General features: G+C 42.9%; 15 protein-coding genes, 1 tRNA gene and 2 pseudogenes. 3 read left to right on the top strand and 15 right to left on the bottom strand.

Going from position 1 to position 16,453, the window contains the following annotated elements; translation table 11 throughout:
* Nucleotides 1-161: 161 nt before the first annotated feature.
* The 7 genes and pseudogenes from RB214_RS04090 to RB214_RS04060 form a co-directional block, all read right to left on the bottom strand.
* The gene (locus RB214_RS04090; protein ID WP_165744823.1) at nucleotides 162-1,358 is read right to left on the bottom strand and encodes a low temperature requirement protein A; all 1,197 of its coding nucleotides are present in this window, start codon (nucleotides 1,356-1,358) and stop codon (nucleotides 162-164) included.
* Between the two features lie 170 nt (nucleotides 1,359-1,528).
* Nucleotides 1,529-1,964, bottom strand: a pseudogene (locus tag RB214_RS04085) (alcohol dehydrogenase catalytic domain-containing protein); the annotation flags it as partial.
* 26 nt (nucleotides 1,965-1,990) lie between these two features.
* Nucleotides 1,991-2,446, bottom strand: a complete 456-nt coding sequence (locus RB214_RS04080) for a PaaI family thioesterase (RefSeq protein WP_024606408.1) — start codon at nucleotides 2,444-2,446, stop codon at nucleotides 1,991-1,993.
* 69 nt (nucleotides 2,447-2,515) lie between these two features.
* Nucleotides 2,516-2,926, bottom strand: coding sequence for a GNAT family N-acetyltransferase (locus RB214_RS04075; protein ID WP_050582239.1), 411 nt, complete (start codon nucleotides 2,924-2,926; stop codon nucleotides 2,516-2,518).
* Nucleotides 2,927-3,048: 122 nt separating this feature from the next.
* Entirely contained in the window at nucleotides 3,049-4,056 is a 1,008-nt protein-coding gene (locus tag RB214_RS04070) for a zinc-dependent alcohol dehydrogenase family protein (RefSeq protein WP_197098102.1), read from the bottom strand.
* Between the two features lie 46 nt (nucleotides 4,057-4,102).
* Nucleotides 4,103-5,110, bottom strand: coding sequence for a zinc-dependent alcohol dehydrogenase family protein (locus RB214_RS04065; RefSeq protein WP_309168429.1), 1,008 nt, complete (start codon nucleotides 5,108-5,110; stop codon nucleotides 4,103-4,105).
* 74 nt (nucleotides 5,111-5,184) lie between these two features.
* Nucleotides 5,185-5,943, bottom strand: coding sequence for an SDR family oxidoreductase (locus tag RB214_RS04060; protein ID WP_165744967.1), 759 nt, complete (start codon nucleotides 5,941-5,943; stop codon nucleotides 5,185-5,187).
* 159 nt (nucleotides 5,944-6,102) lie between these two features.
* Between RB214_RS04060 and RB214_RS04055 the strand changes: the two genes are divergently transcribed.
* Nucleotides 6,103-6,996 carry a LysR family transcriptional regulator gene (locus RB214_RS04055; protein ID WP_197098108.1) on the top strand — a complete coding sequence of 298 codons (894 nt, stop codon included), beginning with the start codon at nucleotides 6,103-6,105 and terminating at the stop codon, nucleotides 6,994-6,996.
* 183 nt (nucleotides 6,997-7,179) lie between these two features.
* Nucleotides 7,180-7,524: pseudogene (locus tag RB214_RS04050) on the top strand (integrase); the annotation flags it as partial.
* Between the two features lie 16 nt (nucleotides 7,525-7,540).
* On the opposite strand, the gene RB214_RS04045 reads toward RB214_RS04050, so the two are convergent.
* The 4 genes from RB214_RS04045 to RB214_RS04030 all read right to left on the bottom strand — a co-directional run bounded on the left by RB214_RS04045 (nucleotide 7,541) and on the right by RB214_RS04030 (nucleotide 10,825).
* Nucleotides 7,541-7,735, bottom strand: a complete 195-nt coding sequence (locus RB214_RS04045) for an AlpA family transcriptional regulator (protein WP_000127614.1) — start codon at nucleotides 7,733-7,735, stop codon at nucleotides 7,541-7,543.
* Between the two features lie 216 nt (nucleotides 7,736-7,951).
* Nucleotides 7,952-9,166 carry a type II toxin-antitoxin system HipA family toxin gene (locus RB214_RS04040; protein WP_197098110.1) on the bottom strand — a complete coding sequence of 405 codons (1,215 nt, stop codon included), beginning with the start codon at nucleotides 9,164-9,166 and terminating at the stop codon, nucleotides 7,952-7,954.
* Complete coding sequence (locus RB214_RS04035) at nucleotides 9,159-9,479, bottom strand: helix-turn-helix domain-containing protein (protein ID WP_024606417.1); 321 nt, start codon at nucleotides 9,477-9,479, stop codon at nucleotides 9,159-9,161. Before RB214_RS04035 ends, RB214_RS04040 begins: the two co-directional genes overlap by 8 nt.
* 1,151 nt (nucleotides 9,480-10,630) lie before the next feature.
* Nucleotides 10,631-10,825, bottom strand: coding sequence for a multidrug transporter (locus RB214_RS04030; protein WP_309168428.1), 195 nt, complete (start codon nucleotides 10,823-10,825; stop codon nucleotides 10,631-10,633).
* Between the two features lie 243 nt (nucleotides 10,826-11,068).
* On the opposite strand from RB214_RS04030, the gene RB214_RS04025 reads away from it, so the two are divergent.
* Nucleotides 11,069-13,735 carry an ATP-binding protein gene (locus tag RB214_RS04025; protein WP_024596082.1) on the top strand — a complete coding sequence of 889 codons (2,667 nt, stop codon included), beginning with the start codon at nucleotides 11,069-11,071 and terminating at the stop codon, nucleotides 13,733-13,735.
* 73 nt (nucleotides 13,736-13,808) lie between these two features.
* Here the strand turns inward: RB214_RS04025 and rimI are convergent, their stop codons facing one another.
* From rimI to guaA, 4 genes are all read right to left on the bottom strand, one after another.
* Nucleotides 13,809-14,276, bottom strand: a complete 468-nt coding sequence (gene rimI / locus RB214_RS04020) for a ribosomal protein S18-alanine N-acetyltransferase (RefSeq protein ID WP_309168949.1) — start codon at nucleotides 14,274-14,276, stop codon at nucleotides 13,809-13,811.
* Entirely contained in the window at nucleotides 14,263-14,568 is a 306-nt protein-coding gene (locus tag RB214_RS04015; protein ID WP_309168427.1) for a hypothetical protein, read from the bottom strand. Before RB214_RS04015 ends, rimI begins: the two co-directional genes overlap by 14 nt.
* A gap of 64 nt (nucleotides 14,569-14,632) precedes the next feature.
* A tRNA-Trp gene (locus tag RB214_RS04010) sits at nucleotides 14,633-14,709 on the bottom strand.
* Nucleotides 14,710-14,864: 155 nt separating this feature from the next.
* Nucleotides 14,865-16,442, bottom strand: coding sequence for a glutamine-hydrolyzing GMP synthase (gene guaA / locus RB214_RS04005; RefSeq protein WP_002958782.1), 1,578 nt, complete (start codon nucleotides 16,440-16,442; stop codon nucleotides 14,865-14,867).
* Nucleotides 16,443-16,453: the final 11 nt, after the last annotated feature.

Here is a 16,453-nt window from a genome sequence, read left to right as displayed (position 1 = left end):
GTGGACAGCGCCGACGGACAATCACTGATCACGAAAACAAAAAGGCCGGCTTGATGAATGCTTCCGAAAAGAATGTGGTTCTACGGCTTAATGAGCATAAGAAGAGCGCATCAAATCCCTGACGGCTATCTGTCAAATTGCATGGGCGTAGCCATGTTCCATCACAGCATTTTATCAGACCGGCGCGCATCTCTTACCGCCAGAAAAATCGGCACACCAATCTGCGAGAACAACGCCAGGGCCCAAAGGGCGTTGCTGACAATCGACGGTACGAGGGGATGAACGGCTAGCACAACCAGCGCCATGACAATGCCGAACAGCCTCAGACCGGCGCTATGGTAAGTGTCGATGGCATCAGCCACAGTTCGACGCAGCGCCCATAGCGAAGCTAAAAAAACCGCAAGGCCGACCGAGCCAAGCGCGGCGTAGCCGGGCGGATAAGGCTCCCACAGGCCGACGTAGACTTCTCCGGCCAGCGCAACGCCAATCGTCACCGCACTCCACAAAATCACGATGTGAGCAAACCAGTATCTCAGCAGCACGGCACTGGTGCGGCTCTTCGGTTTTGCATTGCCGGCGCAGTCGAAATAAGTCCAGGCCAGCGCGAAGAGGGACAAGCCGCCCATGGTCACATTGAACAGCGTACCCGCGCTGACTTTGTAGACGCCCTTGTCGGCCAGTGTGACCACCAGCTTAAAGAAGCCTTCACCCAGCAAAATCAACATCAGAAGGCCGAAGCGCTCCGAGATGTGTCCGAGTTGAGGCACAAAGCGTTCGAAGCGGAGCGTGCCCACGCGCGGCAGCATGTACTGCAGCTGGATTGCTGCCACGCCGGCGGCAAAGACCCAATAGGCGACCGGTGTGGGCAAAAAAGCCGACAGTGCGAACACCCCGGCCAACACGAAAAAATTCCGCCCCTGTTCCTGCGCCAGCGTATTGCCCGCGTTGTCGGTACAGCGCGCCCGCCAGTAAAGATAGGCCGTCAGCGCCCGATTCAACGCATAGCCCAGCGCGAAATACGTCCAGCCTTCACCGCCCACGTCGGGAATTGCCGCCGCGATGGTCATCATCGTGACAATCTTAAGTGCCATCACCACGCGATGCGGCATGTCCGTGGAGATATACAGCGAGTTATAGACCGAACTGTCTGCCCAGGCATAGAAAATCGCCAGGAACAGTCCCGTAAACACCCAGAATCCTTGCCACCCCAGATGATGGGACAGGTAATTCCCCAGAATGAAAATTGTCACTACATGGACCAGATCGAAGAAAAGTTCCACCCAGTGCACGTGGTCGTGGGTTTCATCGACATCCATGTGATGGCGCGGTCGCCGCCAGAGAAGATCGTTAATTACCATACACACCCCCTTTGCCTTATTGTTATGGCGGGGGTTCTACCCCGTTTCTACGGACAGTTTAAAACGTTTGTAAACTACCTGTCTTTATTCGCTACTCTACGTCGTATTCTTAGATTATGAAACCGCTCGATGTAAAAAATATATCGGCACAATGACCGATAGCACTCATGCTCCCCAAAAGCGCCATAAACTGTCAGGTACTGCATCCAAGCTGCTGCGCCTTCAGCAAAGGTTAGCCCTGCTGGTTTGAGTGCTACATATTCACTTGGTACGACAATCTCTTCTGCGTAGCAGCCATTCTGAGAAAGCCCCATCTGAGGGACAATACAAACCTCTTCCCCAAGGCGTAAATGATTTACCTCTTCCCCGACTTCAATGACTACCCCGGATGCTTCATAGCCGATTCGCAAAGGGAAGTCGGCCTTTTCTATAGTGGCCTCGCCTAAACATGGCATCAGCACGATTGAGCCCAACAACTTTGACCGCAATACGTACATCAGTGGCCTGCAAACTTGGACTCGCCAGCGAGTCAATAGTTAATACCTCGGGACCACCTAATTCATGGAAACGAGCAGTTCGAATTAGTTTTCTTGGGCTCTTATGCATCCTCAACAATAACCTTTTAAACGGAGTCAAGCTTTCAGAGAGTTAATTGTTTTAATATTCTCACTTCGTTCCGATGTATAGGGCGGTATAGAGTATGTACCCACAACATGTGCTACTAAATCACTCACCCCCTCAGAGTACAGAGAAACCTCCCCAACCACGAGAGTACGGCCGACTTTTATCAGAGAACATTCCGCAATGATTCGCTCATTTGCCGATGGCTTACGTAAGAAGTTGATGTTAAGGCTAGTTGTTACTGCCAATGGCACGATGCCAATTTTACCAAGTATCGCCACATAAAGTGCCACATCAGCCACACTCATTAAAACAGGCCCCGAAACCGTTCCGCCAGGACGTAATTCATCCTGACCTACATGATGAGATACAGTCGCTCCACCGTTGCTCACTGCTTCCACAACGCATTTGCTTTGTGGAAACTCCGATTTCATGAAAGCGATAACTTCTTCTTTTGTAGCTGTCATTGAGACTCCTTAAATATTTATTCACGTTTATAGGCACCTGGTGAAGCGTTACTCCAAAACTTCTATACCCTATTGTGAGCCTAGTTTCTCTTCCACCAATGCAAAGCCCTGACTTTCGTAAAGATATCGAGCTGCATTAAGCCCTGAAAAAGTCCATAAGTTGATTTGGACGAAACCCTGAGCATCGGCAAAAGCTAATGCAGAATTGAGAAGCTGTTTACCTAGTCCGAAACCTCTTAAAGAGTCGTCCACAATGAACCATCGTAAATGTGCTCGATTATGCCCAAGTTCTTCACCATCAATGGCAGCAGAAGCTGGAATTTTATCGTCCCGTTTGATCGTCCAAATCTCATTGCATGGGTTATCTAGCCTTCCAATAAATTCCGCCATGCTACTCGCCACTGAACATGCAAATTCCCGACCAAAATCAGCCACTGTCGCGTAATAATGGGCATGCATCTCCGTAACACGTGCAATCAAAATGAATGTCCCTAATCTGATCGTAAGATTCTGATTTAGTTCATTCGATTTCCGCAACAAAGCCCACGCTAATTATTATCAGGCACTGACTGAGTCGAGAGACCAGCGGAAGCTACGAACTGTTAATCAAGTTCGACCACTATTTTACCAATCTGCTGATTTGACTCCAGATAATGATGCGCTGCTACTATCTCTTCAAATTTAAAGCTTCGATCAATGACAGGCTTGAGTGTTCCCTTGGATAAACCCGAGTGGATAAATTGCTTTGCTCTGCGAAAACGCTCGATGTCTTTTATAACTTCAGTAAACACATATCCCCTAACTGTCAGACTTTTACGAAGTGCTATTTTTAAGGGAAAAGGAGTTGTTTCGGGACTTAATGCTCCGTGTACTATTATTGTTCCTTCAGGGCTCATTGCTTCAGCAATTTCAGCTATCTGCGGCCCACCGACAGCATCAAATGCGATTTTTAAATTGTTTTCTCCCAAGATGCTTATCAAGCTATCCAGCAGCGGTTCTTCTTGGGTTGCAATCACATGGGCCGCGCCAGCCTTGAGCACAGCAGCCTTTTTAGCTCCTGTTTGAGTTGTAGCGATAGGGATACCCCCTAGAGCATTCACAATTTGAATCGCAGCCAATCCAACACTGCTCGATGCGGCGGTTATCAGTACTGCATCGCCTTTTTGCACGTTAGCAATTTCGACCAAAGCGCCATAAGCTGTCAGGTACTGCATCCAAGCTGCAGCACCTTCAGCAAAGGTTAGCCCTGCTGGTTTGAGTGCCACATATTCACTTGGTACGACAATCTCTTCTGCGTAGCAGCCGTTCTGAGAAAGCCCCATCTGAGGGACAATACAAACCTCGTCCCCAAGGCGTAAATGATTTACCTCTTCCCCGACTTCAATGACTATCCCGGATGCTTCATAGCCGATTCGCGAAGGGAAGTCAGCCTTTTCTATATAGCTGCCTCGCCTAAACATGGCATCAGCACGATTGAGCCCAACAACTTTGACCGCAATGCGTACATCAGTGGCCTGCAAACTTGGACTCGCCAGCGAGTCAATAGTTAATACCTCGGGGCCACCTAGTTCATGGAAACGAACAGTTCGAATTAGTTTTCTTGGGCTCATATGCATCCTCAACAATGACTTTTTAAGTAATTACAACAATGACTTTTTAAGCAATTACATCAATAACTACTTTACCCATGGACCCTAACTCTACAGCATTATGTGCATCCATTGCCGTGTCAAGGGAGAAGCGTAACGGATCGAGTATTGGCTTAATTTGTCCAGCTTCAACTAGAGCCGTAATTTGCCGCAGAATGTCACCATGATGTTTGCGCCCCTCTCCGCTGAGCTGTGGGTGTAACACAAAAATCGCTGACAATGTTGCAGAGCGTAATGACGACGGTGCCAGGTTATGTGAGCTGAATGCAGCACAACTTAAAATATGTCCATAATGTGCAATGATACCTAATGAGGCATCGAGTACAGAGCCACCGACAGTGTCGTAAATGATATCGAATCCTTTGCCTTGGGTGTATGCGTCCACGTAGTCAGCAGGGCTTACAGTGTGATAATCAATCGGCGTGGCACCAAGCGCCTTGACCAGTTCTTGTTTTCCAGTCGATGCAGTGGCATAAACGTCGGCACCTAAGGCCTTAGCAATTTGCACAGCTACATGCCCAACTCCGCCAGCTCCACCTTGGATAAGGACTTTCTGGCCCGCTTTAACATTCGCCCTGTCAACCAAACCTTCCCAAGCGGTAAGTGTAACCAGAGGTAAAGCCGCAGCTTCACGCATGGACAAATTTTTCGGTTTGAGAGCAAGTAACTCAGCATCTACGTTGGCATATTCAGCCAATGAGCCTTGCAATCCTCGCACTCCGCCAGTCAGACCATAAACTGCATCGCCTACTGCAAAGTCGGTGACGCCGTCGCCGATAGCAACAATTTCTCCAGCTAAATCGGTGCCAAGTACTGCGGGTAATTCCGGCATGGCATAAGGAGCGATACCTTGGCGGATCTTGTAATCAATAGGATTGACTCCACTTGCAAATATTTTTACTTGCACCTGACCTGCTGATGGAGAGGGTAAGTTAATCAGGGCATTCCGGAATACTGTACCCTCTTCATAGCTATCTAATACCAAAGCACGCATTTGTCTGTTTAACGCTGTCATCAATAACCTCACAAACTGAATATTCAGCGGGTGGTTAAATCACCCGCTGGTTAATAGGTCTTTTATTAAACGAATTAAAACTCTTGAACAGTTGGGCGCAGAACAATCTCGTTGATATCCACATCCGCAGGCTGCTCAATTGCGTATGCGATAGCACGAGCAACAGATTCAGATGGAATTTCATTTTGCTGATAAAAATCTTTTACAAAGGCTGCACCCTGAGTATCTGAACTTCCATGTTTTAAATCAGATTCGATTGCACCTGGTGAAATGATTGTTGAACGAATTTTACCCCCAACTTCATGGCGTAAGCCTTCGGCAATAGCGCGAACAGCGAATTTCGTTCCGCTATAAACCGTGCCGCCGGGACTGAATACTTTGATACCCGCTACGGAAGAAATATTGATAAAGTGGCCTGTTCCCTGAGCCTGAAAGATCGGAAGCGCTGCGGCTACTCCATACAGCAGACCTTTAACGTTGATGTCAATCATGCGATCCCATTCGTCAACTCGAGTCTCAGCTAACGGTGCAATAGCCATTAACCCTGCATTATTGATAACCACATCAACTTTACCGAAGCGCTCTTGTGCAAGATTTACAAGGGCCTTGACTTCGTCCTGGCAAGTCACATCTGTCGCTTGAACCGCAACTTTTCCGCCTGCTGAGCGAATGTCAGCAGCAATAGCTTCAAGCTTGTCGATACGGCGGGCACCTAACACTACTGACGCACCAAGACTGGCCAGATATCTTGCTGTTGTTTCGCCTAAACCGCTGCTACCACCGGTGATAACAACGACTTTACTGCTGATGTTGTTTGCTAAAACACTGCTCATAGTTAATATCCTCAAATCGGTTGAATGAATGACTCTGTCTAAATAACAAACAAATTATCACTTACCTTCAGAAATTAATAAATGGAAAAGTTTTAATTTCACAATTCCTAAAAATGGAATAGTATTAATGTATTCATATCTAAACTGAATGTGACTGTGATGCTTAACAGATTAGAAATGCTCCGGATATTTTGTACTGCTGCTGAGTCTAGCAGCTTTAAAGAAGCGGCTAACCGTCTGGGAATTTCTCCTCAGGCAGTGACACGAGCAGTGAAGGAGTTAGAGCGATTGCAAGGGGAGCTTTTATTTCATCGAAATACTCGACACATACAAGTGACCCTAGTTGGAGAAAAATTTGCTGTGATAGCAAAAGAACGCCTGCGCGCTGTAGATGAATTGTTTCAAACAAGCGCCCCTAACTCGGGTAATGAATTACAAGGGCGGGTTCGTATCGCAGCGCCTGTTGGTTTTGGTCATAAATGCTTAATGCCAGTATTACTGGAACTCTCAACAATACATCCTCAACTGGATATAGACCTGACACTCAGTGACGAACGCGTTGATGTAGTTGACGAAAAAATAGATATTGGGATTCGTATCGGCTTCATGAGAGATAGTCGATTTATTGCCCGCCAGCTCACCAAAATTAATATGTATGTCGTGGCTTCGCCTGAGTTAATAAATAGAGTGGGAAAGCCTGCGTCTATTGAAGATCTAAACCACTTGCCGGCTACAGGGTTAGTAGATCGCAATACGGGAAAGCTTTGGCCATGGATTTTTTCCATGGACAGACAGTGGACCCCATCCATAACACGTTTTCGAAGTGCCGACACCGAAGCTGAATTAATGGCTATACAAAATGGACTGGGGTTTGCTCAAATTCCTGACTTTTTGGTCCAAGACTTATTACGCCAAGAGAAACTTGTGAGAGTGTTAGAAGAAGTCGAGCCTGTGCCTTGGGAGTTATATATTTATCGCCCTCAACGTGGTCCAGTACCACAACGTATTCGATTGGTTTTTGATCACTTGGTGTCAAGATTGAGTGGCCGCTAATGGCACATAAGTAATATTCATAAAGTGCGAATACTACATTAGCTCACTTTACTGCAAAAACCGTAACCAATGTCTTCATTGAGTCACCAGGAATCATAACAAAGTGCATTTTGCTACTAACATGCTGCCATGTTCTGAATCGTCGGAACAGGATTCACATCAAATGCGCCTGCCAAGCCCTGAACTTACTTGTTTTTCGCGAACGGACAAGAATAGCTTGCCACAAATGGCTTTGATACCACTATTCCTAACAAAGTGAAAATCTGGGCTCGCAGGTCGCTTGGTATTGAGATGGAACACTGGTCTATGCATGATCTTCGCAGAACGATGCGAACGCGAATGTTAGCCATCACGACGCAAGAAGTTGCCGAGTTGATGATTGGCCACAGCAAAAAAGGGTTGGATGCTATCTACAACCAATATCAGTACCTGGATGAAATGCGTCATGCTTACGACGTTTGGTATCAACAACTAGAAACCATCATCGAGCCGACAGGCTTTCCATTCAACTGGCGTTTCGGACAATAAAATAAAAGAAAGAGGCTCAATCCTCTTTCTTCTCATACTCTTCTAGGTCTTCAATGTGCCACAACTTGTTTCGTGTATTTCGGTTGATACGAGGTTGCGGCAAGCTGCCATCTTTTATTCTTCGCCAGAGCGTTGTATAGCTAATGTGGTAACGAGCCATCACTTCGTAAGATGTTAGAAAAGGGGTTACCTGATGCGCTACTGCTGTCATCTGCATTCTCCTGAAAATCAATGTAAAGCTATCATCGCCTGATTCATCACTTGTTGATGGTCAGAAAGATGCATGATTTGTTCAGAAGATCAGCCTTATCAAGACACCGGTATCATTGTGCAGTTTACCAAATTTCCAGTTTACGGCGAAAAGCGCCGTAAAATCGCATTAAGTTAAACCATCTTTATCGATATGCACGCTCTAGCTACTAGGAGTTCAGCGTAGCGGTATACTTCGTAAGTGCATTTCGATGGCTTCAATCACTGACTTAGTGAGGGGTAAATGCGCTTTTTCTTTCGCCCATACCTCATGGAAGCCTGCTACAGTTTGCTTTGCAGTATCTAACACCAATTTTTCTGGCAACATGGCTTTAGCCGCTAAGTGTGATAGCTCATCCAGCGTGAAATCGCTAAATCTCTTGCTACGGCTCACCTTAAGCGATGCACTATCATCTGGGATATAGGGAATGGTTGAAACGAAGTCATAAGCAGGCGCAATAGACGCTGTGCGCTTATCTTTGTAGATCACAGACCAATTCTTCAAATGCATATCAGCATTACCAATTAGAGTATTGAACACCAATCGGCGAGTAAATTCAGCAATGTCTTCGTCTTGCCCTTCAATACCGATAACATGAGCAATATTGCGCATACTGGCTTTTTTGTATTTATCTTGAGGATAAACACCAAACACTTGCGCAAAGTCTTCAATGTGAACAGCTTGACCATCTGCACGGTCAAAACGCTTAATCACAAACGCACTGTCACCAAATTTGCCAATGCCATTGGGGATATTAGCAATCCGATTAATAGGGAGTAGCTGCGTTTCTGGCACGTCCATTCCCAACATTCGAGCCAGTTCCATCATCGAATATTCATTTTCTGGCACAGCTTCAAACCGAGACGACGGTAATTTTACAATCCAAGAGCCACCTTGACCGGTTGCTGGGATCGTCAAACCGCCATTTGCCTGCTGCACAGCTGAAAACTTCAACTGCACTCCCGCTAATGAAAAACGCATTGGCCCATCTGTTTTCGTCTCATCTTCTATGTCTTGATGCACATTAGGTGGTAAGGCTTCACCATCTGCTGGCTCAACCGTGATTGCGCCTGCCAAATCCTGTCCCAGTACCCACAATAAAAAAAACTCCCGCGCTGAATTAACACCGGCACGCTCTGCTAGGTAATTTCGCATGGTTTCTTCTGGCAAAAGGTTAGAGAAAAACGGGGTTAACTTAGTTTGGGTCGGTTTGAAGCTAGTCAGCAAGCCTCCTAGCGAATCTTTAAATCCAAGTCCTAATACAGGACGCGATTCGTCATGAATGTACGAATCCATAAAGGCAAAAAGCGTTCTGTCATTGCCCACGTTGGTGATCGTTGCAATGGGTTCACCGTAAAGCAAAACGTTGAGCGTAGAGACATGGTTAGTCATCGTCGCCTTCCTCTAACTGATATGCGGGCGACATTGGCTCACTCTCATCGCTGATGCCGTTAATACCTTGGCCACTTTGAATGATCGACTTGATGGCAGGTACAGATTTTTTAGGCGCAACAAATAGCTCTAGGTCAAGTACACGGGCAAGAGCTATCAAACTGGATATTCTTAAATCAACACCGCCAGACTCGATTTTCGAAATATGGCTTTGCGGCACACCCGAACGCGCGCTCAGCTCTCTTTGACTAAAACCTTTACGTACCCGAGCTTCTCGAAGGCCTTCTAGTATCTGCTCTGTTACATAGCTCATTTCGATACACCTTAATACATCACTGAAGAAATATTATATACCAAACTATATCATACCAACTCAAAAAGCACAAAGTTGATTAGCTATTGCATATCAATAGCCATGAACTGATACACAATTACATATAATTAAGGCAAAGATTTTTATCATCAACAAAAGAGCGATACTCCAGCTGATAATCGCGAACAAGCGCATCAAATCCCCTAAGTACTTTTGTCGCTCAGCTCATATACAGCAAGGTCTACAGAAGAACTCGCGTCAAATAACCGAAGGATAAGTGCAACAAAAAGGAAGTTTGTACACAGTTACAGGAAATTTTGTACACACAGGCCGAAAAACAAGTGCAAAATGATGGTGTAAACAGCAACTAAATTTGAAGGTAAGTCTGATATCTCAATTAGAAATAACCGTATTGGTTCGCTTCAAGCATCTTCAAAAACAAACACTAGAGCAAAAATTACACCAACAATAAATCCCTTAATTAAATTTTGTAATTTGGCACAGAAGAAAACATTTACCAAAAAAAGAGACTCTTTTTAACGGTAGTACTTTTTACGTCAAACCCAGTAACGAAAAGGCCTACAGCCAGGTTTGTATCATGGAATTTTCGCCAAAGACCTCTAAAACGGAATTTGTACTCAAGTTTGTACACACTTTCCGAGGTTACGCTTGAACATCATTGAAAAGCAAAGAAACGAGAAAAAGACAAAAAGCCTTTAAATTCAGTACGTAGAGATGTGATTGTGGTGTGCAATGAAAGGTGGTTTTATGCGTTGAAAGGCTGGGCGGCATCAGGATGCGAGATGATAGCAAAGGTCCTTCGCTTGCTGATTTCATTGATAATAGTCTGGTCTGCCATTGATAAATTCTTTTAGCTTATATGCGGGGTTGAATGCATTTTAATAAGCGTCTGCGAGTAAACCCGTTATGTTGATCGTAATTAACTACTATTCTCGCTGATTTTCACGTTGCAAACAGCTGATAATAAAGCGTCAATAGTTGATTTTTTAATAATGGCAATTGTAACAGGAGTCGGTATAAAAGTGTGCTATCTACTTAAAAATATCTTAGCTTTAAAATAAATATGTACAGCAAGCGATATTTAAACGACCTACAATTTAGTCGTAGATCGTTTAAATAAAAATGAGTAGTTACTTAACAACATCAATAGTAGGTACAACCGACATTCCAACACGTAGTTGACTAAGTAAAGGCTGCTTAGCATCTAAACTAATCTTTACCGGTAGGCGCTGCGCTATTTTAGTAAAGTTGCCTGTTGCATTATGTGCACTAATAGTGGAGTAACTTGCTGGACTTAGACTGTCAACGTGTCCTTTTAATGTCACGCCTGGCAATGCATCAACTTTAGTTATTGACTTTAAAAGATGTAAAACTATGTAAGTTTTTAAACACTGAATTGATATTATTCAGTGTGATTTGTTAAATTTAAATAACTTAAACATAAAAAAAAGAGCTAAAGATCATGCAACTAATGATTGTAATTTAGCCACCAAGACCGCTATAAGCTTGTGTAATCAGGTCGTAACGCATATTATTGGCAGATTGCATGGAGGATAAGTCGTTTGGTCATGAAAACCAGTAAGTTAAGTATAAGATTATTATGGTATATAACACCTCTTGTTATTCTGCCACTGCTATTTTTAGGTGGCTTTACGCTCACCAATGTCACTAATTCAACACAAAAACAAGCTGATTTAATAATGAGCCGTTTTGTTGAGCAACAACAGCAAAAAATATTCAACTATATCGACTCTTTTCACTCTACTGCAAAACTACTTTCAAATTCGCCAGTACTTAGTGACTTTTTAGCAAACGATATTAGCGCCAACGGTAATTACACCCGAAAACTTGGCGCGCTTATGGATGTATTTGCCAGTTACAGCGAAGCTTATCCAGATATAATTAGCATTAATTTAGTTTCAGCAAGTGGGAAAAGTGATGCCTACTACTCTAACAACCTAACAACAGCGCCTAAAAGCTATCCATTTTTTAATCGAGTATTGCAAAGTAATTTAAGTACACAGCAATTTATGATTCAAAAGGACGATGGCACCACGAGCTTATATTTCATTCAACGAATTGACAGCGTTGATTACTACTTGAAACGTCCACAGCAGCTTGGTTTTATTGTAATACATATAGAGCCTTCAATACTCAACTCCAGTATTTTAGAAGCGCCATATAACAACACACTTAATTTAATGTTGACCAAAGACGGGAAAATTTTATTTAGCTCCGACTACAACATGCGCGGCCAATACATAAGCGAATATGAACTTAACCAAGTACACGATCTTGCCGATATAGGCATGCTTTCTACCATTGAACTCTCAAGCATAGATAAAATAGAGCGTATGATTTTTGCCGTACAAATGCCCGGTGGATATTATTACGTTTCAACCATTCCCAAAGGTGTGCTTTATCAATCTGGTAAAGCCATAAGCTTAATAACAGGCTTAATTGTTATTATTTCGATAATCACCCTGCCAATATTAATTTTTATAGTGGTACGTAATTTATTACTTAACCCAATTGAATTATTAGGTGCTGCAAGCCACCGTGTTGGTGATGGCGATTTGTCGGTGCACTTACCAGCTCATACAAATGACGAAGTGGGTGTTTTGTTTAACGACTTTAACCACATGGTTAATCAAATTAGACACTACCAGCAGCAGCTTGAAGAATATAAACACCACCTTGAAGATAAAGTAGAAAGTCGTACTAAAGCACTTGAAGCCATGAACAGCCAACTAGAGCTTGCAATTGGCCAAGCCGAGCAAGCTAATCAGCTTAAAAGTCGTTTTTTAGCTAATATGAGTCACGAAATACGAACGCCACTTACGGCTATTATGGGCTTTACAGAGCAATTACTCCACAACGACAAAGTAGCCAACGACAAACAACATCTAAGCACTATTTTACGTAATTCAAAACACTTACTAGAGTTAATAAATAATATACTCGACTTATCTAAAATTGAAGCTGAAAAGCTAGCTGTCGATTTGTCTGCGTTAAACGTAGTGCAGCTTGTGCATGACATTGAATCAATTATTCAACCACTGGCACAAGAAAAACAATTAACCCTTAATATTGATTACCAACTGCCGCTACCTCGCACCATTTATAGTGATGTGACCCGCTTAAAACAAATACTTATAAATATTGCAAATAACGCTGTTAAATTTACCGAAAATGGCAGTGTGTCTATTTGCGTGCATTATTTACAAGCAAGTCAAAAGCTAGAATTTGTAATTAAAGATACCGGCATTGGGATGTCTGAGCATCAAATAGAGCGTGTGTTTAAACCGTTTGAGCAAGCCGATGCCACAACCACACGTCGTTTTGGTGGTACAGGCCTTGGGTTGTGTATTTCTAAAAATTTAGCACTGTTACTTGGTGGCGATGTAACGCTTGAAAGTGAAGTTGGCGTTGGTAGCCGCTTTACAATTAGGGTGTCGTGTCAGTTATCTGATGATCAACCAATGCTTGAGTTTTTAACGCAAGAAAGCCAGTTAATACCAGAGAAAGACCCTCTCTTATCGTTTGCGACCAATAACTTTGAGGCTAATATTTTAGTCGCTGAGGATAACCCTGATAACCAACTATTAATTAAATTATTACTTCAAACTTGGGGCCTTGAACCCGATATTGCTAGTAATGGCGCACAAGCTGTAGAAATGGCACTCGTTAATGACTATCAGCTTATTATAATGGATATGCAAATGCCTGTAATGGGCGGATTAGAAGCGACTAAAATGCTTCGTCATGCAGCATACGATGGCCCCATTATTGCCCTTACTGCTAATGTAATGAACCACGATATAGGTACTTACCTAGAAGCTGGTTGCAACAAAGCACTCGCTAAACCCATTGATAAAGATGCTCTGGAAAATGTACTCGTAAGCTACCTACATCTTGAAAAGGATAATCAAAATAAGTGGGACAGCTTATTAAAAAGCGAAAAGTTTCAGCAAATTACTGATAACTATTTAGCCAACTTACCTACTTATTTAGAAGAAGTTAAAACTCTGCAACATTGTAATGACTGGGAAGCATTAAGAAGTATAGCGCACAGTATTAAAGGTAGTTCTGGATGCTTTAATTTTGATGAGATTTATCACAGCGCTGCGGCACTTGAAGAAAATTTAAAAAGTAACAATAAAGTGCCAAGAGACGAGCTAGTAAATAAATTAATAGCAGCCATTGAGCAAGCAATTAGTGGCAAAGTAACCTAAAAGAAAACTTACAAAATAGTACAAGTTCGGTGTGTTAGTGCTCTATGCTTAAAACGCTAACCACCGACTTTAATTATGAAAAGTTTAAACCTAATGCCATGCCCATTAAAATAGCGTCTTCAAAGCCATTTTTGGCCGGATTATCACTTGGATAGTAGTTTTTACGCACTGACATCTCTGTAAAGCCAGCGTTCTCGTATAGCGCAATAGCCCGCGTATTAGATTCACGTACTTCTAAAAAGAGGTTTTCAGCATTTTGCTGTTCACCATATTCAATAAACTGGGCTAACAACTGCCTTGCAATACCCTTACCCTGGTGGCTTGGTGTTACACAAATATCCATAAGCGTAAAATCAGGCCCTGCTTTTTCACCAATATAAAAACCAATCATGCTCACCTCATCAAATGCGGCAACATTAAAATAGCGCCCGCCTATACATGAACTCAGTGTATTTAAAGTCCACGGATGGCTATGACATGCTGTTTCGATGGCCATTAATTGAGGTATTGCAGTTTCATCTACTGATTTAAAGTTTATCAAGGTGTTCACTCATTAAAGCCCATAAAGCACGCTTCTCAGAGGCGTTGAGCTGTGGGGTTGGCAATGTAAGCTGATTGTTGTTTAATTGCATCTCACTACCCTGTACAACGCTATTTATAATAATAGCCCCTGCACTGAACTTAATGTCTGCAAATAGTTGCTCATTTAGCGTTAAAGAACTAGCTATCGTGCTTTGCGATAAAGTATTAGCTTGATCATTTGCTTGAGAACAATAATGCTGATTGAGTTCAAGATTTTCTATATCAAAAATAGCTGCGTAACGTGGATGCATAACAACTCAGTAGATTAGACATTTGAACAATATAAGAAGCAATAAAAACGATGTAAAGAAGAAATGGCAGGGGCGGAGAGATTCGAACTCCCAACCATCGGTTTTGGAGACCGCTGTTCTACCAATTGGAACTACGCCCCTGCAATGACGACGAATTATAGAGAAGTTTCGCCAAAGGTAAAGAGAAAAATCACTCTTTTAGTTTAACTGCTTTTTAAATAAACAAAACGGCGAATTAGCATGCTAATTCGCCGTTTTTTAATCACTTAAAATTAGTTAATTAAAACTAAAATTAATTATTCCCATTCGATAGTTGCAGGTGGTTTACCTGAAATATCGTAAACTACACGAGAAATACCATCTATTTCGTTAATGATACGGTTTGAAACCACACCTAAAAACTCATATGGTAAATGTGACCAGCGTGCTGTCATAAAGTCGATTGTTTCTACACAACGAAGTGATACAACCCAATCGTACTTACGTGCATCGCCCATAACCCCTACCGATTTAACTGGTAAGAATACAGTAAACGCTTGGCTTACTTTATGATAAAGCTCAGCTTTGTGTAGCTCTTCGATGAAAATCGCATCTGCGCGGCGTAGTAAATCACAGTACTCTTTTTTGATTTCGCCAAGTACACGTACACCTAAACCTGGTCCAGGGAAAGGATGACGGTAAAGCATGTCGTACGGTAAACCTAGCTCTAGACCAATTTTACGTACTTCATCTTTGAATAATTCACGCAATGGCTCAACAAGGCCCATTTTCATGTCATCTGGTAATCCGCCCACATTGTGGTGAGATTTAATAACATGCGCTTTACCTGTGGCAGATGCCGCAGATTCAATAACGTCAGGGTAAATTGTACCTTGCGCTAACCATTTCGCATTTTTAAGCTTTTTGGCTTGCTCATCAAATACATTAATAAACGTGTGACCAATGGCTTTACGTTTATCTTCTGGGTCTGACTTACCAGCTAAATCATTTAAAAACTGCTCTTCAGCTTCAACTTTTACAATGTTTAAGCCAAATTTATTACCAAACATGTCCATCACTTGCTGACCTTCGTTTAAACGAAGTAAACCATTATCAACAAATACACATGTTAGCTTTGCGCCAATTGCACGGTGAATAAGCATAGCCACAACTGATGAATCAACACCACCAGAGAGACCTAAAATAACTTCGTCATCACCTACAGTTTCTTTAATACGCTCAATAGCATCATCAATGATTTTTGCAGGAGTCCATAATTTTTCACAGCCACAAATATCAATAGCGAAACGCTCAAGCAAACGTAACCCTTGATGAGTATGCGTTACTTCTGGGTGAAATTGTACGCCGTAAAAACGCTTTTCTTCGTTAGACATTGCAGCATGTGGACAAGTAGATGTTTTAGCTGTTGTTGTAAAATCAGCTGGAATGTCCATTACTTTATCGCCATGACTCATCCATACGTCAAGTATGCCGTTGCCGCCATCAGTAATATGGTCTTCAATTGCATCAAATAATGCACAGCTGCCTACTTTTTCAACTTGTGCGTAGCCAAACTCTTTTTTATCAGAGCTGTGTACACTTCCACCAAGTTGAGCTGCCATTGTTTGCATACCGTAGCAAATACCTAGCACAGGCACGCCTGCATTAAATACATACTCAGGAGCGCGCGGGCTGTTTTCAAGTGTTGTTGATTCTGGACCACCAGAAAGAATAATACCTTGTGGGTTGAACTCGCGGATTTGCTCTTCAGTCACATCCCATGCCCAAAGTTCACAGTAAACACCAATTTCACGCACACGACGGGCGATTAATTGAGTGTATTGTGAACCAAAGTCTAAAATGAGAATTCGTGAATCGTGAATATCTTTGCTCATGGAGTATCTCG

This window comes from Pseudoalteromonas sp. HL-AS1 (genome assembly GCF_031198785.1).
Lineage (GTDB): Bacteria > Pseudomonadota > Gammaproteobacteria > Enterobacterales > Alteromonadaceae > Pseudoalteromonas > Pseudoalteromonas distincta.
The sequence above is the reverse complement of the archived record's forward strand: the minus strand, read 5'-3'. Positions and strand labels throughout refer to the sequence as shown.